The 23,977-nt window shown below is 35.7% G+C and carries 25 protein-coding genes; 13 read left to right on the top strand and 12 right to left on the bottom strand.

The window, feature by feature from the left end:
• The first annotated feature begins 141 nt into the window (after positions 1 to 141).
• Positions 142 to 1,116 (top strand): Abi family protein, encoded by a 975-nt coding sequence (locus ACFXN8_RS17915; RefSeq protein WP_386846982.1) that lies wholly within the window; start codon positions 142 to 144, stop codon positions 1,114 to 1,116.
• A gap of 443 nt (positions 1,117 to 1,559) precedes the next feature.
• Here the strand turns inward: ACFXN8_RS17915 and ACFXN8_RS17910 are convergent, their stop codons facing one another.
• Positions 1,560 to 2,741, bottom strand: coding sequence for a NupC/NupG family nucleoside CNT transporter (locus tag ACFXN8_RS17910; RefSeq protein WP_376076935.1), 1,182 nt, complete (start codon positions 2,739 to 2,741; stop codon positions 1,560 to 1,562).
• Between the two features lie 390 nt (positions 2,742 to 3,131).
• On the bottom strand, positions 3,132 to 3,632 hold the full coding sequence (locus tag ACFXN8_RS17905; RefSeq protein WP_386846980.1) for a tetratricopeptide repeat protein: 501 nt from the start codon (positions 3,630 to 3,632) through the stop codon (positions 3,132 to 3,134).
• A 315-nt stretch (positions 3,633 to 3,947) separates the two neighbouring features.
• Between ACFXN8_RS17905 and ACFXN8_RS17900 the strand changes: the two genes are divergently transcribed.
• Complete coding sequence (locus ACFXN8_RS17900) at positions 3,948 to 5,078, top strand: CamS family sex pheromone protein (protein WP_386846978.1); 1,131 nt, start codon at positions 3,948 to 3,950, stop codon at positions 5,076 to 5,078.
• A 297-nt stretch (positions 5,079 to 5,375) separates the two neighbouring features.
• Positions 5,376 to 5,831, top strand: a complete 456-nt coding sequence (locus ACFXN8_RS17895; protein WP_376076929.1) for a hypothetical protein — start codon at positions 5,376 to 5,378, stop codon at positions 5,829 to 5,831.
• A 180-nt stretch (positions 5,832 to 6,011) separates the two neighbouring features.
• On the opposite strand, the gene ACFXN8_RS17890 is transcribed toward ACFXN8_RS17895, so the two are convergent.
• From ACFXN8_RS17890 to ACFXN8_RS17870, 5 genes are all read right to left on the bottom strand, one after another.
• Complete coding sequence (locus ACFXN8_RS17890; protein ID WP_376076926.1) at positions 6,012 to 6,425, bottom strand: VOC family protein; 414 nt, start codon at positions 6,423 to 6,425, stop codon at positions 6,012 to 6,014.
• A 300-nt stretch (positions 6,426 to 6,725) separates the two neighbouring features.
• Positions 6,726 to 7,154: a nucleoside/nucleotide kinase family protein gene (locus tag ACFXN8_RS17885; protein ID WP_386846985.1), complete on the bottom strand. Its 429-nt coding sequence runs from the start codon at positions 7,152 to 7,154 to the stop codon at positions 6,726 to 6,728.
• Positions 7,155 to 7,292: 138 nt separating this feature from the next.
• A complete protein-coding gene (locus ACFXN8_RS17880; protein WP_386846975.1) occupies positions 7,293 to 7,934 on the bottom strand; it encodes a 3-oxoacid CoA-transferase subunit B in 642 nt (213 codons plus the stop codon).
• Positions 7,935 to 8,642: a CoA transferase subunit A gene (locus ACFXN8_RS17875; protein ID WP_386846973.1), complete on the bottom strand. Its 708-nt coding sequence runs from the start codon at positions 8,640 to 8,642 to the stop codon at positions 7,935 to 7,937. It abuts the gene before it with no gap.
• Between the two features lie 107 nt (positions 8,643 to 8,749).
• Positions 8,750 to 9,628 (bottom strand): LysR family transcriptional regulator, encoded by an 879-nt coding sequence (locus ACFXN8_RS17870; RefSeq protein WP_386846971.1) that lies wholly within the window; start codon positions 9,626 to 9,628, stop codon positions 8,750 to 8,752.
• A gap of 299 nt (positions 9,629 to 9,927) precedes the next feature.
• On the opposite strand from ACFXN8_RS17870, the gene ACFXN8_RS17865 reads away from it, so the two are divergent.
• Both ACFXN8_RS17865 and ACFXN8_RS17860 read left to right on the top strand, forming a co-directional pair.
• The gene (locus ACFXN8_RS17865; protein WP_386846969.1) at positions 9,928 to 11,241 is read left to right on the top strand and encodes a short-chain fatty acid transporter; all 1,314 of its coding nucleotides are present in this window, start codon (positions 9,928 to 9,930) and stop codon (positions 11,239 to 11,241) included.
• A gap of 241 nt (positions 11,242 to 11,482) precedes the next feature.
• Positions 11,483 to 11,695, top strand: coding sequence for a transcription initiation factor TFIIIB (locus ACFXN8_RS17860; protein ID WP_386846967.1), 213 nt, complete (start codon positions 11,483 to 11,485; stop codon positions 11,693 to 11,695).
• 121 nt (positions 11,696 to 11,816) lie between these two features.
• Here the strand turns inward: ACFXN8_RS17860 and ACFXN8_RS17855 are convergent, their stop codons facing one another.
• The gene (locus tag ACFXN8_RS17855; RefSeq protein WP_386846965.1) at positions 11,817 to 12,455 is read right to left on the bottom strand and encodes a LysE family translocator; all 639 of its coding nucleotides are present in this window, start codon (positions 12,453 to 12,455) and stop codon (positions 11,817 to 11,819) included.
• A gap of 175 nt (positions 12,456 to 12,630) precedes the next feature.
• On the opposite strand from ACFXN8_RS17855, the gene ACFXN8_RS17850 reads away from it, so the two are divergent.
• On the top strand, positions 12,631 to 13,056 hold the full coding sequence (locus tag ACFXN8_RS17850; protein WP_376077042.1) for an SRPBCC family protein: 426 nt from the start codon (positions 12,631 to 12,633) through the stop codon (positions 13,054 to 13,056).
• Positions 13,053 to 13,373, top strand: coding sequence for an ArsR/SmtB family transcription factor (locus ACFXN8_RS17845; protein WP_376077045.1), 321 nt, complete (start codon positions 13,053 to 13,055; stop codon positions 13,371 to 13,373). Before ACFXN8_RS17850 ends, ACFXN8_RS17845 begins: the two co-directional genes overlap by 4 nt.
• 38 nt (positions 13,374 to 13,411) lie before the next feature.
• On the opposite strand, the gene ACFXN8_RS17840 is transcribed toward ACFXN8_RS17845, so the two are convergent.
• Both ACFXN8_RS17840 and ACFXN8_RS17835 read right to left on the bottom strand, forming a co-directional pair.
• Positions 13,412 to 14,191, bottom strand: a complete 780-nt coding sequence (locus ACFXN8_RS17840; protein WP_386846962.1) for a YqhG family protein — start codon at positions 14,189 to 14,191, stop codon at positions 13,412 to 13,414.
• A gap of 17 nt (positions 14,192 to 14,208) precedes the next feature.
• The gene (locus tag ACFXN8_RS17835) at positions 14,209 to 15,723 is read right to left on the bottom strand and encodes a DEAD/DEAH box helicase (RefSeq protein WP_386846960.1); all 1,515 of its coding nucleotides are present in this window, start codon (positions 15,721 to 15,723) and stop codon (positions 14,209 to 14,211) included.
• Positions 15,724 to 16,275: 552 nt separating this feature from the next.
• Here ACFXN8_RS17835 and ACFXN8_RS17830 point away from each other — a divergent pair.
• From ACFXN8_RS17830 to ACFXN8_RS17810, 5 genes are all read left to right on the top strand, one after another.
• Entirely contained in the window at positions 16,276 to 17,100 is an 825-nt protein-coding gene (locus tag ACFXN8_RS17830; RefSeq protein WP_386846958.1) for a methyl-accepting chemotaxis protein, read from the top strand.
• Positions 17,101 to 17,356: 256 nt separating this feature from the next.
• Entirely contained in the window at positions 17,357 to 17,962 is a 606-nt protein-coding gene (locus ACFXN8_RS17825) for a dienelactone hydrolase family protein (RefSeq protein WP_386846956.1), read from the top strand.
• Entirely contained in the window at positions 17,949 to 18,905 is a 957-nt protein-coding gene (locus ACFXN8_RS17820; RefSeq protein ID WP_386846954.1) for a LytTR family transcriptional regulator DNA-binding domain-containing protein, read from the top strand. The genes ACFXN8_RS17825 and ACFXN8_RS17820 overlap by 14 nt, the downstream gene beginning before the upstream one ends.
• Before the next feature lie 148 nt (positions 18,906 to 19,053).
• Positions 19,054 to 19,902, top strand: coding sequence for an ABC transporter ATP-binding protein (locus ACFXN8_RS17815; RefSeq protein ID WP_386846952.1), 849 nt, complete (start codon positions 19,054 to 19,056; stop codon positions 19,900 to 19,902).
• Positions 19,899 to 20,606 carry an ABC transporter permease gene (locus tag ACFXN8_RS17810; RefSeq protein ID WP_386846950.1) on the top strand — a complete coding sequence of 236 codons (708 nt, stop codon included), beginning with the start codon at positions 19,899 to 19,901 and terminating at the stop codon, positions 20,604 to 20,606. The genes ACFXN8_RS17815 and ACFXN8_RS17810 overlap by 4 nt, the downstream gene beginning before the upstream one ends.
• A gap of 158 nt (positions 20,607 to 20,764) precedes the next feature.
• Here the strand turns inward: ACFXN8_RS17810 and ACFXN8_RS17805 are convergent, their stop codons facing one another.
• Positions 20,765 to 21,355 carry a GNAT family N-acetyltransferase gene (locus tag ACFXN8_RS17805; protein ID WP_386846948.1) on the bottom strand — a complete coding sequence of 197 codons (591 nt, stop codon included), beginning with the start codon at positions 21,353 to 21,355 and terminating at the stop codon, positions 20,765 to 20,767.
• A 94-nt stretch (positions 21,356 to 21,449) separates the two neighbouring features.
• Between ACFXN8_RS17805 and pdxR the strand changes: the two genes are divergently transcribed.
• Positions 21,450 to 22,826: a MocR-like pyridoxine biosynthesis transcription factor PdxR gene (gene pdxR / locus ACFXN8_RS17800; RefSeq protein ID WP_386846946.1), complete on the top strand. Its 1,377-nt coding sequence runs from the start codon at positions 21,450 to 21,452 to the stop codon at positions 22,824 to 22,826.
• A gap of 270 nt (positions 22,827 to 23,096) precedes the next feature.
• Here the strand turns inward: pdxR and ACFXN8_RS17795 are convergent, their stop codons facing one another.
• The gene (locus ACFXN8_RS17795) at positions 23,097 to 23,606 is read right to left on the bottom strand and encodes a zinc-binding dehydrogenase (protein WP_386846944.1); all 510 of its coding nucleotides are present in this window, start codon (positions 23,604 to 23,606) and stop codon (positions 23,097 to 23,099) included.
• Positions 23,607 to 23,977: the final 371 nt, after the last annotated feature.

The following is a 23,977-nucleotide window of genomic DNA, read 5'->3' as shown; positions in this document are numbered from 1 at the left end:
CCAACCATTATAAAGGCTTTTTTTATGCACGCATAATATTGCGGAAAATTCAGTTTTTAAAAATACATTGAATTATTTTAATGCGACGCTAGTGATAATGTATAATAATCATAGATAGATTACCAGATTGGACGTGTAAAATTGGCTAAGGGAAAATCATTAAACTCTTTAATGGCACACCTTCGTAACAAACATAACATTGATATCAGTGGTAGTAAAAATAAACTTGATTTAATGAATATGGGCTATTTTCATGGCTTTAAAGGCTATCGATTTATAGGTCAACCTAATAATCGTATTCCTCTGACTAAGTTTGATGAGTTAGCAGCAATATACAAATTCGACACACAATTAAAGACACTATTGTACCCGCATATAATGTTTATTGAAACAGCAATTAAAAATTACACGCTTAATACCTTGATTAAAGATTGTAATAGTGATTTTGAATATATATTTACCCATAAATTAATTGACCACAAATCAGAAAATATCGGAAATAGTAAATATAGAGAAAAAATGAAGAAACGATTAGATCTTAAAAATAAAATTCTTTCAAGTATTGCTTATAATTATGCTGATGGTAAAGATGTAATAAAACACTATCTTCATAGCAATAAACCAGTCCCATTATGGGCTGTTTTTGAAGTAATAAATATGGGGGAATTTGGATTTTTCCTTCAATGTTTGGAGCTTAAATACCGCATCGAAATCTCCGATGTACTAAATGTCCATACTACGTCACATAATCAGAACGGTCGTATACTAGAAGATGTAATCTTTTTATTAAAAGAATTACGTAATGCAGTAGCCCATAATGGCGTGGTCTTTGATTGCCGTTTCAAAAAAACAAATCCACCTAGTCGATTAACTTCCTATATCGAAAGTGAAACTAGTATAACAAACATTCGTTTTATTAATATTATCGATTATTTCATTTTAATGGTAATCATACTTAAAAAACTTGGTACACCTAAGCGTGAGATTCAGAAGTTGCTTCGAGATTTAGAAAACCATTCTGAAAACTTAAGAACGCAAATCCCAATTCCTATTCATACATCAATTATGGGTTCTGATTTTAGAAAAAAACTGACAAAAACCAAAAGTTACATTTAAAATCCTCACTTGTAGGTATAGTTAAATGTATGATAGAATATAATTAACTAATAGCGGTGCATTGCTTCGGCTTGCACTTAAGGGAACTAGATGCGTCTAGTTCTCTTTTAATTTTATCCAAAACCCCTAAATACCTATTAATTACAGGTATGAAACTGCTCCCTATCAAAGTAGACAGCGGAAATAATAAAAATGCGTTAAGCGGCTTGAACATAAACGTTTTGACCCCATCACGAATTGACTTTTGAATGACTTATTAATCCGAAGCACTATTAGTAAAATGCCCCAATAACACTCTAACTTGGTGACACTGAAGTGAAAAACCACATAGCTATTACTGCTATACCATCCTTTTCCATTTATATTCCACAGTTTTTTATTTCACATAAAAAAACTGCGCCCCAATTGAAGTGTCTATCAATTGGAGTGCAGTTCAACTTTTATTAAATTACGAAACCTACAATTGTAGCCGTTAAGATACTAACGAGTGTTGCTCCATACAACAACTTTAAACCAAAGCGAGCAACTATATTCCCTTGTCTTTCATTCAAACCTTTTACCGCTCCAGCAATAATACCGATAGATGCAAAGTTTGCAAAGGATACAAGAAAGACAGAAATAATAGCCACTGTATGTGCACTCATAGACTTAGCTGCTTCTCCTAGGCTTATCATTGCAACAAATTCATTCGTTACTAATTTAGTTGCCATAATTCCTCCTGCTGTAATAGCATCTGCCCACGGTATACCCATTAGGAAAGCTATTGGTGCAAAGATATAACCTAAAATATCTTGGAAGGATACACCCAAAATCATATCAAATAGTGAATTGATTAAATCCATTAATGCTACGAAACCGATCAGCATAGCTCCAACAATGATGGCTACTTTAAAGCCATCCATGATATATTCTCCAAGCATTTGGAAGAAAGATTGCTTATGCTCATCTTCAATTTTTAAAATATCTTCGCTTTCTTCTACTGTATACGGATTAATGATCGAAACAATAATAAATCCGCCAAACAAGTTCAACACAATCGCCGTTACAACATATTTTGGTTCAATCATCGTCATATATGCACCAACAACTGACATAGAAACGGTCGACATTGCAGATGCGCATAATGTATACATTCGCTGTGGACTAATTTTATCTAATTGTTTTTTTACAGTAATGAATACTTCAGATTGACCTACCATTGCAGAAGCAACAGCATTATATGATTCCAATTTCCCCATGCCATTTACTTTACTTAAAAGTAAACCTATCCACTTCATGACGAAAGGAAGAATTTTAAAGTGCTGTAAGATCCCTATCAATGCAGATATAAATACGATTGGTAATAACACATTTAAGAAGAAGGAATACTCCCCTTCATTCGCTAAACCACCAAAAACAAAAGTTATGCCCGTACTTGCGTAAGACAATAAATGATCAAATACATTTGTAAATCCTTTGATTAGAACATAACCAAACTTTGTATTTAGCAGTAATGCTGCAAATAAAAATTGGATGATCAACATAATAAGTATGTTTTTATATTTTATTTCTTTTTTGTTTTTACTCATTAACAGAGCTAAACCAAAAACAAGTAGCAATCCACAAATGGATATTAAGTATCTCATGAGTTCCTCCATAACTAATATTGATAATTTTTGCGCGTTCGATATCCGAAACTACAAATCCTTCTTTCACTCATTATGTTCCATTATTGAAACTTGAATAACAGCTATAGATCTTAAAACTGAAAATATGTAGACGGTCAGACGTCAGACAAATCACTTCACTATACATTGTTTTCACTAGCAATTCAATAGTTAGAAGAAAAAAACTCTGCTAAAAGTGTATCCGCTTACAAGATTATCGTATAAAAAAAGGCCATCATAAATGATGGTCTCCGTTTACTACAGGTTTTGGAAAACTTTATTCAAATTATACTGATTAAATGAACTTATAAAGATAAATTATCACTCATAAATCCTTCAATTTATTTTACATAAAAATATGTGTTCTTTTTACGGCTTTTCAGTAAAGTATTTAGCATTCCAATTCTTTATAAAATTCAATGCTTGTTGGGTAGATTCAATAAGCGATACATCACCTTTAAGTTCCCTTAACTCCAATGCTTCTTTCAAGCATTTTTCCGCCTCTGCCATTCTCCCTAATTCTAACAAGCACTCTCCTTTATGTTGCATGGCAAAGTCCACATAAAACAAATTATCGTTTGCCTTACATTTATCTAAAACTTCATTGAAGATTTCCAATGCTTTCATTGGATTATCGTTATATTTAATGGCCTCTCCTAGGCGTATTAATGACACGATTTCTCGATGGCTGTCGTTCTGATTGCTGGCAATAGTAACGCATTCTGTTAAAATGTTAACAGCTTTTTGAGGTTCTCCGTAAAATCTATATAAGTTCCCCAGCGTTCCCATTAGAAAATATTTCTCATCCTCACTCGTTGTATTTGCAAGTAAATTTTCAGCAATGTCTATCATGATTAGAAGTTTTTTCACGAAAGTACTCATTGCTATCAAAATAAATTATTTCACTTATGGTCAAAAGATAGTTTTTGAACTCTGAAAGGTTCATTTTTCAATGCCTCCAATAATTTTTCTGATCTTCAATAGCAAGCTAAACCGATAGTTCATGTACATTATTAAATTGTGTAAGGTGGATAGCTAATATCAGTTATCTGTTTTTATATACTTTTACCAGTATCTCACTTAAAATAGGGATATAAAGGTAAACATTGAAAATACCAGGGATATATAAAGAAGCACAACTATGTAACATAACGTTAATTTGAATTGGTAAGGAGTATGTACAAAATGAATATAAAGAAGAGTATGTTGTTTTTTGTATCACCACTACTTCTTCTAGCTTCTTGTAGTGATGACCATCAAGTTAATAAAAATGATGAGAAAATGTATGCATCATCCATTCAACAAAAGGAAATATATGAAATTAAACAACCTGCAAAATCTAATGTTTCAAGAGGGTTGATACTTAGTAATATGAACAATTCATTAAACGTCAGTGAAATTGAAAAAGGATTAATGGATTTATCAGTCAATCACTTTCCTACTAAGAAGTTTTATATGCAGGAAGGTCAATATTTAGATGGTAAAATTATAAATAAATGGTTAGATAGAAAATCAAAAGAAGGTTTTGGTTTAAACCCACCTATAGAAAAAAGTACTGGAGATGTTTTAGAGGATGAAAAAAATAATCCTAAAATATTATCTCATGTCTTAGAACACAATTTTGTTAACAAAGAAAACGGAAAAGTAGAAGGACTGTCTTTAGCCGTATCCTTAAATGAGTTTTATGACATTAGAGTACAGGATGATAAAGGCTTAACTTATATAGATCAAGTTAAAGTCGATACGAACGAAGATAATGTTAATGACGTAGAAAATTACGGTAAAGAAATAGCCGAAGCTATAATAAAAAATATAAGAAATGATAATAAAATACCGAATGTCCCTATTTTTTTAACTTTATATCAAGAATCCAATAAAAATGATATCATTCCAGGAATATTTTTAGCGGAAACATTTATTCCTGAAGGAGAGGTTACAATAGATAAATGGAATGCGATCGATATAAAAACTTATACATTCCCTTCCGATTCACTTAATAGTTTAGACAAAGATACATATGATAAATTATTAATTTTCAAAGAAGATATTCAAGAAGGCTTTAAACATTTAAATCCTAAAATAATTGGTAACCTTCGATATGAAAACGGGAATTTAATCGATTTAAAAATAGATGTTCATGCACCTTTAATAAATGATACTGAACTGATTGGTCTTTTACAGTTGGCTAGTACTAAATTGAATACTATTTTATTTGATTATATTCCTATTACTATTCGTATTATAGATCAAAACCAAGATGTTGGGGTTGTCCTCTGGGATCCAACGGAAAAACAGATTTATGTAACTCCATTGTAATTTAACTTCTTTCAGCGGGTGTCACGGAAATCGGAAAGGAGTTCTTAGGGGATGTTAGCCTAAAATCATCGCATCCATGCGATAACGGCTAACTGACCTGCATCGGTAAAAACGCCACGTCCTGTGGCATCACCGAAATGACCGACATCGTGTCGGCCCTCGTGCAGGCCTAAGCACAAAGCCGATTCCGGACGCAATTATGCCGGGGCATAATTGATTTTTTTACTACCTTCCTTCTTTTTGTATAATTCACCTCCATTTTGCGCATATATGGTAGTAACAAGGGAGGTTATTACATTGAAGAAGTTATTTTATTTATTTTTACTAGCCACACTTTTATTATCAGCTTGCGGGAAGAATACTGCTCCAAAGGAAGTTGCCGTCGATAAAAATACTTCCATTGAAGATATAGTAGGAGCTATCGTTAAAAATAAATTCACGGTGGAAGAAAAGAATGGTATCGTATCAATCTCTATACAGGATACTGATGTGAAAAAAGGTATGAAAAGTCAAATGTTAAAGGATTCCACTAAACTATTTGCAGAGCTGTCTAAGCTTCAAAGTGTTAAAACTCCAGCCATTAGTTGGTATGCTCCGTTAACGAAATCTAACGGGGACAAATCTATGACAGAGCTATTAAATATTTACTTTAGTGAGGAAGACTTTAGAAAGGTTAATTGGGCGAACTATACACAGCTAGATATCGAATCAATTGCTACTCATTATCATCAAGATGCTTCTTTAGGACAATAGAGCGTTTCAACGACAAGATACCCCTACGTGTATAATGTGTGGGTATCTTTTTTCATTTGCAATTGTTTCAAACAAAAAAGTTTTTGAAATATATTTACTGCCGAGCACCTTTTCTTTCTTTCAACGTTATAAGTTGTAACTACATACCGCGCAGGGTATTGAAAATACGAGCCTACTTATTTAAATACCCTCCGTGTTCATTAATACAAGACGCCAGCCATCAGGATCTTCAATTGTGACGCCTTTTTCAGCCCAATATTGATTTTCTGGCTCTACCTCAGGGTAGCCCATTTGCAATAATCGTTCAGCAATACGCTGTATAGTTGAACGATTTGGAATATACAGTACGAGCAAATTATCCTTTGTTGGTGCTGGGCAAGGACTTCCGTCAATGTGCTCTATAAATTCTAAATGATAGCTCGCATTCGGAAGACCAATCATGATGCCAGTGAAGCCTCGATGTCCTGAAAAAGAGCCGATTTTTTCTAACCCTACGCCTTCGCAATAAAATTTCTCAATTTCCTTTATTTTATCAGTCGGTCTCGCTACACGTACCTGTGCCACCTGTAATTCATCTGACCATCGTTGTCTCATAGTTCATTTTTTCCTTTTCCATCATTGTATAATGGCAAAACAGAGCTAGAGAACAGCCAATAGTCTGAAAAATAACAATCAATCTTCATGCTCTTCAGAAATACCCGCGCTTGAAGGCAAAATACCCGCGATATTGATTGAAATACCCGCGAATTGGAGACAAATACCCGCGAAGTGACAATTCTACTTTAAAAAATCACAAATTTTATCTGCAGCTGCCAACGGGTTTTCTTTCTCTAAATAATACTCCTCAGCTGGCCAATATCTTCTTTGATACTTATTTAGTCGCGCTTGAAAAACTCAAATATAGGCATCCCTTTGTAATACTCTTTCCTCTCGAACTGTTCGAGGGATGTCTAGAAATAAACGATAATCATAAAAGCTCCTCCATTCATGCCTGAAAAGGAATACTCCCTCGATCATAAAAATACTATTCGTTTCTAATTTTATTTTTCTATCGTTAACGGTATCTGCTGATTGATTATAAAATGGAAGTTGGAGTTGTAACTTATTTTTATGTAATGGTAACAACATATTATTTTTAATCAATTCAACATCCCATTGTAAATAATAATATTCATACCATTCAGCGTGGCCAGTATCATAACGTTCACTGCTTTCTACGATATGATTATCTATATGGATTAATTCTACAGCACAAATCGATTGTAGCTCCTCCGCCAGTTTGTTAGCTATAGTGGACTTGCCTGTACCACCTAATCCATCAATCGCGAATGAACGGTCTCTCTTTTACAGACCTATTTCTAAATTGCTTTATACTATCGCACTTCAGTTCATGTATATCCATTTATTCATACTCCTAACAAAAAATAACCAGCTCTATCAAAAGAACTGGTTTCATTAAATTTATGATGTTAAAGCAATACTAAAAGAAGCAGCTGTCTGCTCTTTTACTTCCTCTAACGTGACACCCTCTGCTAATTCTATAAGCTGCATCCCTTCCTCCGTAAAATCGAAAACAGCCAAATCTGTAATTAATCTATTCACAACGCCCTTTCCGGTTAACGGCAGCTCACATTGTTTTTTTATTTTTGACTCACCGTTTTTATTAACATGCTCCATCACGACAACTACTCTTTTCGCCCCGACTACAAGGTCCATGGCGCCTCCCATACCTTTCACCATTTTCCCCGGAATCATCCAGTTCGCAAGGTCACCCGTTTCAGATACTTCCATGCCACCTAAAATAGCCAGATCGATATGACCTCCTCGAATCATGGCAAATGATTCGGCACTGTCAAAGAAAGAGGCACCCGGAATCGCAGTGACCGTTTCTTTACCTGCATTAATTAAATCAGGATCGACCGCGTCTTCTGCTGGGTATGGACCAATGCCAAGAAGTCCGTTTTCTGATTGTAAAAGGACGTCATAGTCAGATGGAATTGCATTGGCTACTAGCGTCGGGATACCAATACCTAAATTAACGTTCATACCATTTTGTATTTCTTTTACTGCTCTATTTACTATTCTTTGTCTTGTATCAGCCATTTACGCATCCCCCTTTTTTACCGTCAAACGCTCAATACGTTTCTCATAATTGCCACCTAGTAAAACGCGCTGCACGAACACTCCAGGTGTATGAATATGATCTGGGTCTAGCTCTCCAACCTCAACAATTTCTTCTACTTCTGCAATCGTAATTTTTCCAGCCATTGCAGCTAGTGGATTAAAATTACGTGATGTTTTTCTGAAAACTAAATTTCCTAACTTGTCCGCCTTCCATGCTTTGACAAGTGCAAAATCTGCGACAATACCTTTTTCTAAAATATATTCCTTGCCATCAAAAATCTTTACTTCTTTTCCCTCAGCAATGGGTGTTCCAACTCCAGTAGCTGTGTAAAAACCTGGAATCCCAGCTCCGCCAGCTCGCATACGCTCTGCCAACGTACCTTGTGGTGTCAATTCTACTTCAAGCTCCCCACTTAAAAATTGCTGCTCAAAAATTTTATTTTCACCTACATAGGATGCGACCATTTTCTTTATTTGTTTATTTGCTAATAAAAGCCCTAAACCCCAATCATCCACACCGCAGTTATTGCTTACAACTGTTAAATCCTTTGTTCCCCTTTGGACTAGCGCTGCAATTGATTTTTCAGGGATACCACATAGCCCGAAGCCCCCTACTGCTAACGTATCCCCATCTTTAATATCAGCAATGGCCTCCTCAAACGAATTCCACACTTTCCCCTTCCCCATATCGAAACCCCCTAAAATTTCTCGTTTATTAAGAAAAATTCTACCTTACTATCGTTTTATAAGTAAAGGAATTAATTAGAATACTATTTATTCTAAAAGTGCATAAATCAATTTTCAGAACGTATTGTATGGAGTAGCTGCTTTAATGCAAAAGATTGATAAGTATTTTTCTTCGTAATAACACCTAAACGCCATGGCATGTCAAAGTTAAGTAACGGTATAATTTTGACATTTTTGTTCGTCTGCTTTGCGGCAATTGAATAGGGTAAAAGTGTCACCCCTAAATTCGAGGATACTAGCTCCACTATTAAATCCCATTGCGAGCTTTTATAGCCAATTATTGGTGTGAATCCTACGCTTTTACATGATTTAATAACATAATCATGCAGTGTGAATTCCTCCGTAAAGATAATGAATGTTTCACTTTTTAAATCTTGTAATAAAATATGTTCTTGCTGAGCCAATGGATGGGACTCATTAATAAAGACAAAAAATTGGTCTTCCACAAATGATTGGACAGAAAATTTCCTTTCATCTGTAGGTATAACGACAATTCCCATATCAACGTCACCATTTTCTACTAACGTTCCGATCGTTTTAGCTCCTCGTTCCACAAGCTCTAAATGCACCTTTGGATATTGCTTATGAAACTTTCGAGCAATGTCAGGGAAAAATAGTGTGCCAATTAGCGGAGGAATCCCTAATTTAATCGTACCTGTTTCGATGTTCGATAAATCATCTAATAATATATGTAAATCGTGGACAGAACGTATTATTTTTTGACCTTGTTTATAGACGATACTACCTGCGTCTGTTAATTCTATATTGCGTGTAGATCGATTTAATAACTCTACATGAAGAGCATTCTCTAACTTTTTAATGCTTTTGCTTAATGAAGGCTGTGACACAAAGGATTCACTAGCGGCCTTTGTAAAACTCCCATGTTCAACAACGGTCATAAAAGCTTTTAAATCTCGCAACTCCATATAGATACCCCCTATTTATTCTAATTTGGTATAAAAAATATTCCAAAATCCCCTATTTAGTAATAAATTCTCCTCATTTTCTACTTATCCTTCTTCTTAAAAACATGTAGACCAAACACAATAGGAATAAGGCTTTGTTATGATTTCAATCATATTTATATTTCGCGATAGAAATCATCACTTTATTTCTACATTACGTTATATTTATCATTCCTGATTCCGATTTTATCTTTATTTATTTATTTCCCTATGTACAATTAGCAATAAGGGATGGCAGAAAATGAAGGGGGATTTCTAACATGAAAACGTTAACAAGAATTTCAAATGCTATCATGGAAAAATATTTACCTGATCCATACATTTTTGTCACTATACTCACAGTGTTGACGTTATTATTAGGGGTTGCTTTAACAGATGCTTCTCCTCTCGATATGGTGATCTATTGGGGAGATGGTTTTTGGGAACTATTAGCATTTACAATGCAAATGGTGATTGTCTTAGCTGCAGGTCACATTTTAGCCAATAGTCCTGTTTTTAAAAAAGGATTATCATCCATTGCAAGTAAAATCAAAACACCAGGCATGGCGATTATCATTGTTACATTCGTATCGCTAATCGCTTGCTGGATTAACTGGGGATTTGGACTTGTCATCGGTGCCCTCTTCGCAAAGGAAATTGCTCGTCATGTTAAAAAGGTAGACTATCGTTTATTAATTGCTAGTGCCTATTCAGGCTTTGTTATTTGGCATGGTGGATTAGCTGGCTCAATTCCGTTATCCATCGCGACTGAAGGTCATAAGTTTGCAGATATTATGGGGATCATCCCAACAAATATTACATTATTTTCAACCTATAACTTATTTATAGTCATTGTTATCGTCTTCACTTTACCGTTCTTTAATCGTTGGATGATGCCAAAGGAAGAAGAATTGGTTGAGATTGACCCTGCTTTTTTAGTAGAAGAAAAAACAGAGTTACCTAAGCCTGAAAACAACTTTGCTAATCGCTCTGAAAGAAGTTATATTTTAACTATTTTAATTGCTATTATTGGACTCGTTTATTTAGTACATCATTTTATGACGAAAGGCTTTGTCCTTGATTTAAATGTGATTAATACGATTTTTATTGTGTTAGGCATTATTTTCCACGGGACACCGCAGCGTTTCCTTGCCGCTGCACAGGATGCTATTAAAACAACAACAGGAATCATTTTCCAATTTCCGTTTTATGCAGGGATCATGGGCATGATGACCGCTTCTGGTTTAGCTGCTGTATTCTCAGAATGGTTTGTCAATATTTCCAATGAACATACCTTCTATTTGTTTACATTTTTCTCAGCCGGACTTGTTAACTTCTTTATACCGTCAGGCGGTGGTCAATGGGCGGTACAAGCTCCTATTATGCTAGATGCTGCAACCACTTTAGGTGCCGACTACGCTAAAACTGCCATGGCAATCGCGTGGGGTGACGCTTGGACGAATATGATTCAACCGTTCTGGGCACTACCAGCCCTTGCAATCGCTGGCTTAAAGGCTAGGGATATAATGGGCTTCTGTTTATTCATTTTAATCTTCACGGGCATTATTATTAGCATCGGCTTCCTGTTCTTCTAGCTGGATATAAAGTATTTTAGCTTCACGGAATATATCCGTGAAGTTTTTATTTACCCTTTGAAAGTAGCTGAAGTGACTTAAAGAAAAAATAGAACAGGACACTCAACTCTTCCCTCCTCCTCTTTCATTAGAGAAGAGGATAAATATCCATTTTGTGGTACAATTTTACAAACAATTCGTATTAATAGATAATGGGACATATCAGGAAAATAGCTTACATATATAAGGGGAGGGTTTCAAATTGAAGAATTCTACGGAAATAATAGAATGTCCCAAATGTGGTGGGAAAGAGTTAGGGAAAGGTAAGCATACTGGGCCTGCAGTTATGTACCCAGATAATAAGCCTGGTCTAGGTTCAGTTGTTGAATACATTCTTTGCACAGACTGTGGATTTATTATCGAAAGCTATGTAAAAAAGCCAGAGAAGTTTAAAGGTACACTTTATTGGAAATAAGGATAGAAATTAAGATATTCTAGTGTAGTTTAAACAACTATATTTTTAACCCCGTCCTAAATTTAGAACGGGGTTTACTTAGGTTTTAAACCATTTATTATATAGATTTTTTAATAAAATCTTAGTGGGCTTTATCTAATGCCAATTTAATGCCAAAGCCAATTAACACTGCACCTGTCAATCCTTCGATTACAGCTTTCGTCGTTGGCTTTTTCATAAATGCGCTAATTTTATCCAACAAGTAAACATAAAATACAAACCAAAATCCTGTTAACGCAGTATAAATAAGCCCCATGATCAGAAACGGCATGAATGTACCGCTTTTACCATCTACAAACAGAGGTAAAAATGTGAGAAAAAATACAGCCACCTTTGGGTTTGTTACGTTCGTTAAGAAGCCTTGCTTAAAGCATGATTGCTGCGAATATTTGTGATCAATTTGAGTATCGTCTTGTACAACAGGAGGCTGCGTACGTATTGCTCGTAATGCCCATAATGTTTTGATACCTAAATAACATAAATAGACCGCTCCAACGTATTTTAAAATGGCAAATACATATGCTGACTTTACAATAATCGCGGAAAGTCCAATAACTGCTGCAAAAGTATGGATCAATAAACCACAGCACGAACCAAGCAAAGTCTGTAAGCCCCCTTTTCTACTTACGGTGAGTGTATTTTTTGTTGCAATCGCCGTATCCGGGCCAGGCAAAATAATTAATAAAATGCACATTAATAAAAAGACAGGTACATTCACCATTTTAATGCCCTCCTTTTTAGTCAGAAAATTATAAAAATAATTTTAACATAAGTGAGGCTACACAAAAAGACATGGTGAAAATTTATCCAATGTATTTATAATTGACATATAACCCTAAGGTGTTATATATTCATAACACCTTAGGGTTATATTTTTGTAAAGGAGTTCATTTTAAATGACAGAAAAACTAGAGAATATTGTTAAAACAGTTACACTCAATGCACCGATCAAGAAAGTATGGGAAACAGTAACGGACGCTGAAAAGATTGCTTCTTGGCTTATGCCAAATAATTTCGAGCCAGTTGAAGGTCATGAATTTACAATACAATCACCGTTTGGTCCTTCACCATGTCGAGTAGAACAAGTAGATGCTCCACATTTTGTTCGTTTTGCATGGGATACAGATGGATGGTTTGTCACTTTTGAACTGAAAGAAGTTGGGGAGCAAACAGAATTTACGTTAACTCATGGTGGCTGGAAAGAAGCTTCACATATCATTCCTAAAGCTAACATGCCTGCTGAAGCTATTCGTACAACAATGGATGGCGGCTGGACAATGCTTGTCGGCAAAAAATTAAAAGAAGTTGTGGAATCACAATGACACCGCTTGCTGTAAAGTATGATGTTTTTCAAGCTATCGCTGATCCAACAAGACGTCATGTCCTACAGCTACTTGCCTCAAGTGATAAACCGATCTCACTTATTTCTGAGAATTTTTCTATAAGCCGAACTGCTGTCGTGAAGCATTTAAAAGTTTTAGAACAAGCTGAGCTAGTCTCTGCTCAGAAAAAGGGGCGAGAAAAAGTTTACACATTACATGCCGAAAAACTAAAAGAGATTGAAGATTGGCTACAGTACTTTGATTTATTTTGGGATAATAAATTGGCGCAACTACAAAGTATTTTTGAAGAAAATTAAATGGAAAGGAGCTGTCCTTAGTAAAGACAGCTCCTCGTTTAATAAAGATAAAATAATCCACCATTAATAATTTCTATTTTAATTTTTGTATCGTATTGTTCCTCTAAAGCCTTCTTTTCAATATCATAACATTCTGGTTTGTCATCTTCCTCTTCATAAAAATAATCGAGTACTCGCTGATCACGTTGCCATCGTTTTTTTGCTTCAGTAGCCCATGAATGATCATCTTGTTTAATGATCTTTTCAATAGTAGCATTTAATCTTTCAAGTGCTCTAACGGGCTTAATGATAAATTGCACATGAAAAGCATTGTCTGCTGGAACAGTGTCAAATTCAGATGTACATATTGTCTCTTGAAATTCCTCTTTTATGATTCCAGTTAGCAAGTTTATGCCAAATGAATAAAGCATTTCTTTCGTTTGGTCGCAGCAATACGACACTTTAAAATTAACACCTAGCCATGGAGTAAGGATAACTTGGCCTATTGCGCTATCCACCTTCTCAAAAAGCTGAACATACGCCCCTAGATCCCTTGTTGCTTGAAAAAGCTGGCTCATTCTCGGAGAACCGAAATGAATAACTTCACCATAAAGGCTCCCAGCCGATGCTGTTTGATTTGTAATGAACGTTACTTGGGCTGGATTTGCCTCACTATTTGTAGCTTCTACGTACTGCCAATAAAAAGGGCGATTCATTATTCTTTTATCGATATCAACTGTTAATTGTACCGTGAGATAATGTTGATCTTCTCCTACAATACGGCAATCATTTTCAATAAAAAATTGTCGTAAATAACTATGAACTTGCTGTGGATACATAGTTCTTCTCCCTTACACTATACAGATTCTTTAAAGTTAGATAGAATCGCATCTAAGTCGCCGACTACCTTTTCGAAAACATCAATTTTCGTATGAAGTAATGCTAATATATTCTCTTCAATCGTATTGGCTATAGCCAAATTATAAATATGAACATCATGCTCTTGCCCTAATCGATGCACACGACCAATCCGTTGCTCTAGCTTCATAGGGTTCCATGGCAAATCATAGTTAATGACATGATGACAAAATTGAAGGTTAATCCCCTCACCGCCTGCCTCTGTTGCGATTAAAACTTGTGCCCTTTCCTTAAAAAGAAGCTTCATATAATCACGTTTGCTTTTATTGAATTTACCGTTGAATAGGACACTCGTTATACCGTTAGAATGTAAATACCATTGCAAATAAATTTGAGTAGCTCTATACTCTGTAAAAATAATCACTTTATCCTTGGCCTGTTCGATTATTTCAAGTGTCTTTTTCGCCTTTGAATTCACTTCTAAGGCCATTAATTTTGCTAGTATTTCTTCAATTTCTTGTGGTTGCTCATTGTCTTCAAGCATTTTAGATAACGTTAAGCCTGTTGCTTCTTTGCTACTACACATTTCCTTCTGCAATGTAATCATTGAAAAAGAGGCTGTATTTTGAAGCGTTCCGAGCAGATTATAAACTTCCTCTTCTTCTTTCGTAAATTGGATAGGAACAATTTGAACACGGCGATTTGTCCATTCAATACCCGTGTCCTCCCTCCTATTCCTCACCATCACCTGATTCACTAATTCCTTTAAATAATCATTATGCTCTAAATCATGCTTACTTGCCGAGAATGCAGATTGAAATGTATCATAATTGCCAAGATGACCAGGCTTAAGTAAAGAAATAAGATAAAATAATTCAAAAACATCGTTTTGAATCGGTGTAGCCGTTAATAATAAACAAAACTTTTTCTTTAAGCTTTGTACGAATTCATAAATTTGGGTTTTATGATTTTTTAGTTTATGAGCCTCGTCGATAATTATCATGTCGTAATCCTGCTCATAAATACGCTCTTTGTGAGGACTTTTCTTTGCCGTATCCATACTCATAATAACGACATCATAGCGCTCAATCGGCACATTTTTTTTATAAGCTATTGCCGGAATGTGGAATTTGATATTTAATTCTTCAATCCACTGATTAATAAGAGATGCTGGAGCTAATATTAACGCTCTTTTAACGAGTCCTCGAATCAGATATTCTTTTAAAATTAAACCTGCTTCAATTGTTTTACCAAGACCTACTTCATCAGCCAGAATCGCCTTTCCATTCATACGTTCAATCACTGTTTCTGCTGCTTCCAACTGGTGCTTAAGCGGTTTTAAATTTGGTAAATACTTTGTCGCCTGTAAACCTGTGAAATCAGGAATTAACTTCATTTTCACAATATCATAATTCATCTTGTACAATGTCCAACTATCCCATTTTTCAAGTGGGTTTAGTTTATTGATAAAGCCTTCTTCCCATTCGGACGACCTTTCTATTTTCACGATCATCACCTCATGCCATTATTTCTAAGTTTAGGTTGTCCAAAAAAGAAAAAGCTATGTTAAGCTTTTACGAAAGAATAACTAAAAAGCAAACTATGCTCCGGCAAAACGAGTAGGTGATAAACTTGTCCCTTTAAAAAAACACACAGCTAAAGTAAAAAAACCATATACCCTACTTTGCTTATACTCGAAGTTCATAACTAGGACTTACTCCAATTCTTTGTCAAATAAATATGTTAACTTTCTGCACTCTATGTTGTATTTAATACCGTCCGTATTTAATACCGTATTATTTATTTTTTGCAAAGTTCTTTTATGTATACTCCATGATTGCCGCGCCTGCAATATTCGTTACCATGCAAATCCAATCCCTTTTAAGCAAATTAAACATATAAGATCTTAATTTCGTACTTTTTAAAAGGATAATGGTATTAAGATAGTCTTTTTATTCTCTTCCTTTTTACATACAATTAAAGTAGTATTACTTTCCAAAAAATTACGTTTTTTTAGAATGGCGAGATTATGCTAACAGAGCTTACATAAACCGAGGAGGTTACTATGAATATTATTGAAGCATTATCAGCGTCATTGCCTTACATTCATTTAGCTATGAAGGGTGAAGCCATGATGGCAGTAGTAGAGAAAGAGAGTGAGAGCATTATTACTTATTTACCTGGGAAACGGATAGATGCTGGTTATAAAAACGGACAAAAAATTCACCCAGATGATACCATTTTACATCTCCCACTTAAAGGCAAAAGTACTGATCAACCTGTACCAAAAAAGGTTTATGGTGTGGATTTTAACGCATTTTCTTTTCCTGTTCGTGAAAATGGACATATCGTAGGTGCACTAGCCTTTGGATTACCTATTGACCATGCTCTCCAAATGGAGAAATATATTTTTACTATGAATGATATTATCCAAAACCTACAGGATAAAGTACATACAATTGCCTCTCATTCAGAGGAACTAGCTGCGACAAGTGAGGAAATTAATAAACAGACACAATTCGCTTTAGAAGACGCTGAAAAAACAAATGGTATTACCGATTTAATAAAAAGTATTTCTCGTCAAACAAATCTACTCGGCTTAAATGCATCGATTGAGGCAGCACGAGCAGGCCAGCATGGTGCCGGATTTAATATAGTCGCACAAGAAGTTCGCAAGCTTTCTACTGAAACAACTACTGCTACTGATAACATTGAATCCTCACTTCGAAGCATCAATCATAATCTTGAAAATTTAAAGCAAAACATGACTCAAATAAATGGTGCCACAAATGAACAGGCACAACTTGTTCAGGACTTTAGTGAAATTATTGATGAGCTTAATACGCTTAGTATGGAAATGAAGGGTTTTATGTCTAAAGTTTCAAAATAAAGACTTATATCAATAGAAAAATCCGCCTTACTTTCTGTGGTCAAATTAAGAGCCACAAAAGTCTGCGTGGATTTTTCACTTTTGGAACACTACTGTTTTATTTAGCGCAACAGATTCCTTTCAACTTAACAGCTACATTCAATTAATCAATCGCTAAATAATTATCTTGAAATAATAAAACGCGGACCAGAATTTTCTGAAATATACTATATGATTATTTTTTGATACACTATTGGAAAAACTAAATGAGGTCAAAATGAAAAGGAAAGTATTTATTTTACATGAGATTTATGGCGTCAACGATTTTATAAAAATGCAAGCTGAAGCATACAGTAACGCCAACACTACCGTTGAGTGCATTTCTTTATATTCAGACAATAGAGTATTTCCATATGAACAAGAGCAGGAAGCCTATGAGTATTTCATAAATGAAGTTGGCTTTGATGCTCCCCTCGAAAGACTAACTGAAAAAATATTGGAAGCTAGGACACATTATGATGAAGTGCTGTTAATCGGATTTAGTGTAGGTGCAACATTAGCTTGGAGACTATCAACACTGCCATTACAAGGAATCGTTTGCGTTTATGGTTCACGCATTCGTCAATACTTGGATGCAATCCCCTCCTGTCCGACACTCGTTATTTTACCAAGTCATGAGAAAAGTTTTAATGTTGATAGAATAAAAGAAACACTTGATACATTACCATCTGTTCATACGCGACAATATCTAGGTCAGCACGGTTTTATGGACTGCAATAATTCCAACTATTGTTATGAAAGTTATCTACAGGCACAGGCTGAAATCTCACAATTTTTTGAAATTAAATACAGTCAAGGAGGACTAAGTAATGAACCAAATTGAAAGCATAATTATTGACCCTTATATAGAAGGAGGAAATGTAATTTATCCAAACTTCCACCTATCTATGCAGCCTGGCATTATTATTGGCATCTATACGGATGTGTCAAAAATACATACATTAATACAGTGGTTTGCGAAGGAAAGCAATACGTATACACATTTTCGTGAAAATGCCTTGTATGAGCGACTGACGGTTCGAGAATACATCAAATTTTGCTTAAAGCTTTTCAATAATTCTTCTGAAAAGATGGAGGATTTATTAAAATCATTCGCTTTAGTGGAGCAAAAAAGCATTAAAATCAGTAAGCTTTCAAATGGAGAAAAGCAACGTTTAAAATTGATTCATACATATCTTAATCAGGCACCGATACAAGTTTTAGAAGAACCATTCCAAAATCTAGATGAGTTTTCCAAGCAAACAGTCCTTCAGTTATTGGATGTCCTTCAAAAACAGAATAAAACAGTCATTTTACTGTCTAACAACCTTGAGGATTTAATCGTTTCGAGTACAGAAATACATAGACTGGATACAATGGGCTTACATGCATTAGATGTGAAAGAAGATGAGACAGAACCAGCTTCTCCCTCTCTTGAAAGTGCACCGATTCGACTTGATAAGATCCCTACAAAGAAGAACGATAAGATCATTTTATTTAATCCCCCTGAAATCGATTATATCGAAAGTGTTGAGGGTCTTGTTTCACTGTATGTTGCGGGTGAAACCTATCCATGTACATTATCACTGAATGAGCTTGAGCAAAAATTGACACCATTTGGCTTTTTTAGAAGTCATCGCTCATATATCGTTAACTTACAAAAGGTACGGGAAATCATTACGTGGACTCGCAATAGCTACAGTCTAGCCTTAAATAGCAACGAAAAGACCGTAGTACCTTTGTCGAAAAATAAGCTCGCAGATTTAAAAGAAATACTCGGAATTTAGTAGATTTCCCAGGAAATAAACGACTCCTGTCATCTGAAATATTTCTCCGCTAATGATCATTTTACTGCCTTTCACCTGTAATTTAATGTTGTTATCTTCATTGTCCCTTATAGTTGAGACATCAACAACAACACAGGGAGGTTTTCAAATGAACGCAGTGATCGATGTTCAGCATTTGAAAAAAACATTTAATAAGGAAGCAGCATTACAGGATGTTTCATTTACCATTCAAAAAGGAGAAATATTCGGCTTTCTTGGACCTAGTGGTTCCGGAAAAACTACTACTATTAAAATATTAACAGCACAAACTGAAAAAACTGCTGGGGACGTTTTACTGTTTGGTCGCCCAGCAGATGAGATGAAACAAAGTAACAATCGTAAACGCTTCGGTATTTTAACAGATAATAGTGGACTATATACACGACTTTCAATTGAGGAGAATTTATTACTATTCACTAATTTATACCAATTACCTAAATCAGCCGTAAAAGAGGCGTTGGATTTTGTTAACTTATACGGTGATCGTAAAAAGAAAATTAGTCAGCTTTCTAAAGGAATGATGCAACGTGTTACGCTTGCACGTGCCATCATGCATAAACCAGAACTATTATTTTTAGATGAACCAACTTCTGCACTCGATCCTGTTAATACACAGCACATTTATAATGGCTTACGTAAATTAAACGACATGGGTACGACCATATTTTTAACAACACATGATATGAGTGAAGCAGAAATACTTTGTGATCGTGTCGCCTTCTTACATAAAGGTAAAATTAGAGCAATTGGTTCGCCAAAAGATTTGAAAAAAGAGTTTGGGGATGAGTCTATTACAGTTGAACTAAAAAATGGTGCTAGCGAAGTCATTCAAAATGGCAAACAGGATGCAGAAAAACTGTTTCATTGGATGCAATCTAACGAAGTTTCTCGCATTTATACAAACGAGCCAACACTAGGTAATATTTTTATGCAAATAACAGGGAGTGATTTAGTATGAACCTTTCAATGACACGAATTCAGGCTATTTTAATGAAGGATTATAAGGAATTTTCACGTAACTATGCGGTATCCGTTATGGTATTTATGCCACTTGTTTTTGCATTTTTATTTAATAAATCGGGCTCAGCTACTATCGCCACCTATTTCCTTGCAATTAATATGGCATTTACTCTGGTGACTGCCTATGTACAATGCTGTCTAATTGCAGAGGAGAAAGAAAAAAACACGCTTCGTAGTTTAATGCTTTCCCCTGCTTCACTTGGCGATATATTAATTGGTAAAAGCTTGTTCGTCTTTATCCTTACAATGGTAATTGTAGCATTGACTATTTTCATTGTTGGCTATAGCCCAGCTAATCTTTTCATCTTAGCTATTGCTTTAATACTTTCGACTGTGTTCTATATTGCAATAGGAACATTGTGTGGATTATTCGCCAAAACAGTTATGGAAGGATCTCTTATCATTCTACCTGTTATCCTTATTTTCGGGTTTGGCTCTTTTGCCCTAGCATTATCGTCTGCCTTTCCTATTTTAAAAATTGCAGAGTGGTTACCAAGTTCTCAATTGGCGCAATTAGCAGAGGCTCTAGAAGGCACATACACAACAATGGACGTCATTATTCCAATGGCTACAATCATTGTTTGGTCACTAGCTACTTGGATTGTAGCAGGGTTTATTTATAAAAAAAGAATGGTCGACTAATGACCATTCTTTTTTTAATATAATAATGGCTCCTCACCATTACTTGGATCCTCAAGGTATCGACTAGTCTCACCTCAATCAACTTATCCACATGGCATACGTTTTAACAAAATGGCATCCACAACTTTCGGCGATGAACTAGAATATTTCCTCCATTATTATTTTTTAGTACAATCAACTAATAACTGTTGCAAATGCTTTTTCACTTGTGGCCACTCTTGTAGCGTAATGCTATACATCACGGTATGACGAGTTGTACCATCCTTACGCACCATATGATTACGTAAGATCCCCTCTTTTGTTGCTCCTAGGCGTTCAATAGCCCTTTGTGAACGCACATTTTCATGATCTGTTTTAATTTGTACACGTTGTAGATTTAATACCTCAAAGCAGTATTGTAATAATAAATATTTGCAATTCGTATTAATAGCAGTACGCCAAAAAGCTGGTGTAATCCATGTAGTACCTATTTCAAGCCGTTTATGTGTTTCATCAATATCCATAAACCGAGTCGAACCGATGATTTGTCCAGATTTTTTATCCACAATTACAAATGGGAACTCAGTTTTTTCACGTTTTGTTAGTAATGCTTTATCCACAAATTTATTCACATCGTCCATCGTCTCTATTACTGTGGACATATGTGGCCAAATCTCTGGATAACTACCAGCCTCTAATATTCCTTGCCTATCCTTTTGTTCTAATGGCTTAAGTAATACAACCTCATTTTCTAACGCTAAAAAATTCATTTTGCTTCACTCCTTTTTAATATATAACGATAATTCTGATATGATAGATAGAACCAATTTTCAAAAACTACACCGTACCAGGAGGTGCAACATTTTGGAATTATCGATTTCATTTACGGAAGATTCATCGAAATACGTGCAAATTTACGAAGAAATAAAACAGGCAATTTTAAGAAAAAAACTGAAGGCCCATGAGCAATTGCCTTCTAAACGGGCACTTGCTAAAACGCTTGACGTTAGTGTCCATACGATTAAGGAAGCTTATGAACAATTACTAGCTGAAGGCTATATTTATAGTAAGGAACGCTCTGGCTACTTTATAGCGCCCTTTGAATTTGAATGGGGACAGCAGCAAAAACAGCACATATCCACAGCTAAAACACCAACTACATATACTGTAAAATTTGATTTTAATAATGGACATGTGGATAAGGAGGGTTTTCCATTCTCCAGCTGGCATAAGCTGTGGAAAAAGCACTTCAATGTGGATAATTTAACAACAAGTCCTTGGCCAGGAGAATCAATATTGCGGACGGAAATCGCTAGTTATGTTGAACGATCAAGAGGAGTTACTTGTGAAGCATCACAGGTGTTTGTTTATAGTGGTACACAAAATCAGCTGCAGGCTCTCTGTCACTTTTTTGGCCAAAAAGCACAAGTTGGCTTAGAGGAGCCTGGCTTTAAAAGAGTACGTGCAACATCGCAACAGTGTGGATTAACAACTCATGCTATTCCTGTTGATAACTTAGGGGTAACAATACCGAAAGAATCCATCCACATGTTATACACAACACCCGCACACCAGTTTCCCCTTGGGATGGTCATGCCTGTTGAACGGCGTGCAGAACTTCTGCAATGGGCTACTGCTGAGAAGGCATATATTATTGAAGATGACTATGATTCAGAATTTCGTTTTAAAGGGCTCCCTATCCCCTCATTAGCAAAAATGGATCAGCTGCAACGCGTTATTTATTTCGGAACCTTTTCCAAAACGCTTATCCCTTCGCTGCGCATAAGTTACATGATTTTGCCTAAATCGTTAGTCGAAGATTTTATTCATTTTAATCAAGAACAAAAATCTGTTGTCTCTAAAATAGATCAGCTTGTATTAGCCGATTTCATTGCTCAAGGTTTATTCGATAAGCATTTAGCCAAAATGCGCACTATTTATCGTAAAAAGCAACAAACTCTACTAGTAGCGATTAACGCAAATTTTTCTATGGAGTTCGAAGTTATTGGTGAAAAATCTGGGCTTCATATTGTTATGAAGTTACCAAAAAGGCTTGCTGAACAGGAGGCAATCAGACTGGCCGAGGAGGTAGGAATCAAACTCTATCCATGTTCAACCTCCTATCAGCAAGGCTCTAAACACGCTATGGTCATTATGGGCTATGGTGGGCTAACCCTTGAACAAATCAAAGAAGGTATCGCGTTACTTGCACCTGTTTGGCAATCTTCCATACCAACATAATTATGTCAAAGTCTTTTATAGATCAAAAAGATGACTCTGTCAGTACGTATCAGAGTCATCTTTTCATCGCTGAATCAATATTAATCCCGCTTTAACGGGCAGTAATTTATGTACTGAAAGCAAAGCGACAAGTACAAGACTCCACTTCCTCAGTAAAAACATAGAAGTTAAGTGGGAGATTAACTGCCCATAGACTAATCATCAGTGGAATAAACCATTGATTAAAATTCTCTTTACACCTACCACTACATTTTTAAGGTACTCATGCAGTTATATTTTAATTAATATTTTCCCTTGATGCTGGCGACTTTCCATCAAATCATGGGCTTTCTGCATATCCTCTAATTTAAAGATATTCGCAATTGGTACTTGGAAGCTTTCTTCCTTCAGCAATGCAAACATCTCCTCAGTAACTTGTTGTAGCATTTCTGGCTTGGAAGCTCGAGTCGTTCCTAGGCTAAAACCTTTCACATTGCGGCAGCTATTATGTAAATCAGATGTTTTTATATTACCTGCTTTACCACCACTATTTCCAAATTGCACTAGCGTCCCATACGGAGCTAAACAGTGAAAGCTCTCTTCCGTAATATTCCCAGCAATGGAGTCAAAAATAATGTGAACACCTTGACCATCTGTAAATTCATTGACTTGCGCACTAAAATTCTCGTATGTCAGTACATGATGAGCACCTAATTCATAGGCAATTGTCGCTTTTTTCATATCACTAACCGTGCCTATAATATTTTTGGCACCTAGCTTTTTCGCCATTTGAATAAGCATTGTCCCTGCTCTGGCCTTGCTATCCGTCGCTTTGACCGTTCTTTCCGTCGCTCTGGCTCTTCTTTCCGCCGCCCTGACTCTTCTATCCGCCGCTTTGATTTCTTTCCGTCGCTCTAGCCTTGCTATCCGTCACTTTGACCGTTCTTTCCGTCGCTCTGGTTCTGCTATCCGTCACTTTGACTATTCTTTCCGTCGTTCCGATTTCTTTCCGTCGCTTTGGCCTTGCTATCCGTCGCTCTGACTCTTCTTTCCGCCGCCCTGACTCTTCTATCCGTCGCTTTGATTTCTTTCCGTCGCTCTAGCCTTGCTATCCGTCACTTTGACCGTTCTTTCCGTCGCTCTGGTTCTGCTATCCGTCACTTTGACTATTC

The sequence above is a fragment of the Lysinibacillus sp. NPDC059133 genome, from assembly GCF_042755925.1.
Taxonomy (GTDB): domain Bacteria; phylum Bacillota; class Bacilli; order Bacillales_A; family Planococcaceae; genus Lysinibacillus.
The sequence above is the reverse complement of the archived record's forward strand: the minus strand, read 5'-3'. Positions and strand labels throughout refer to the sequence as shown.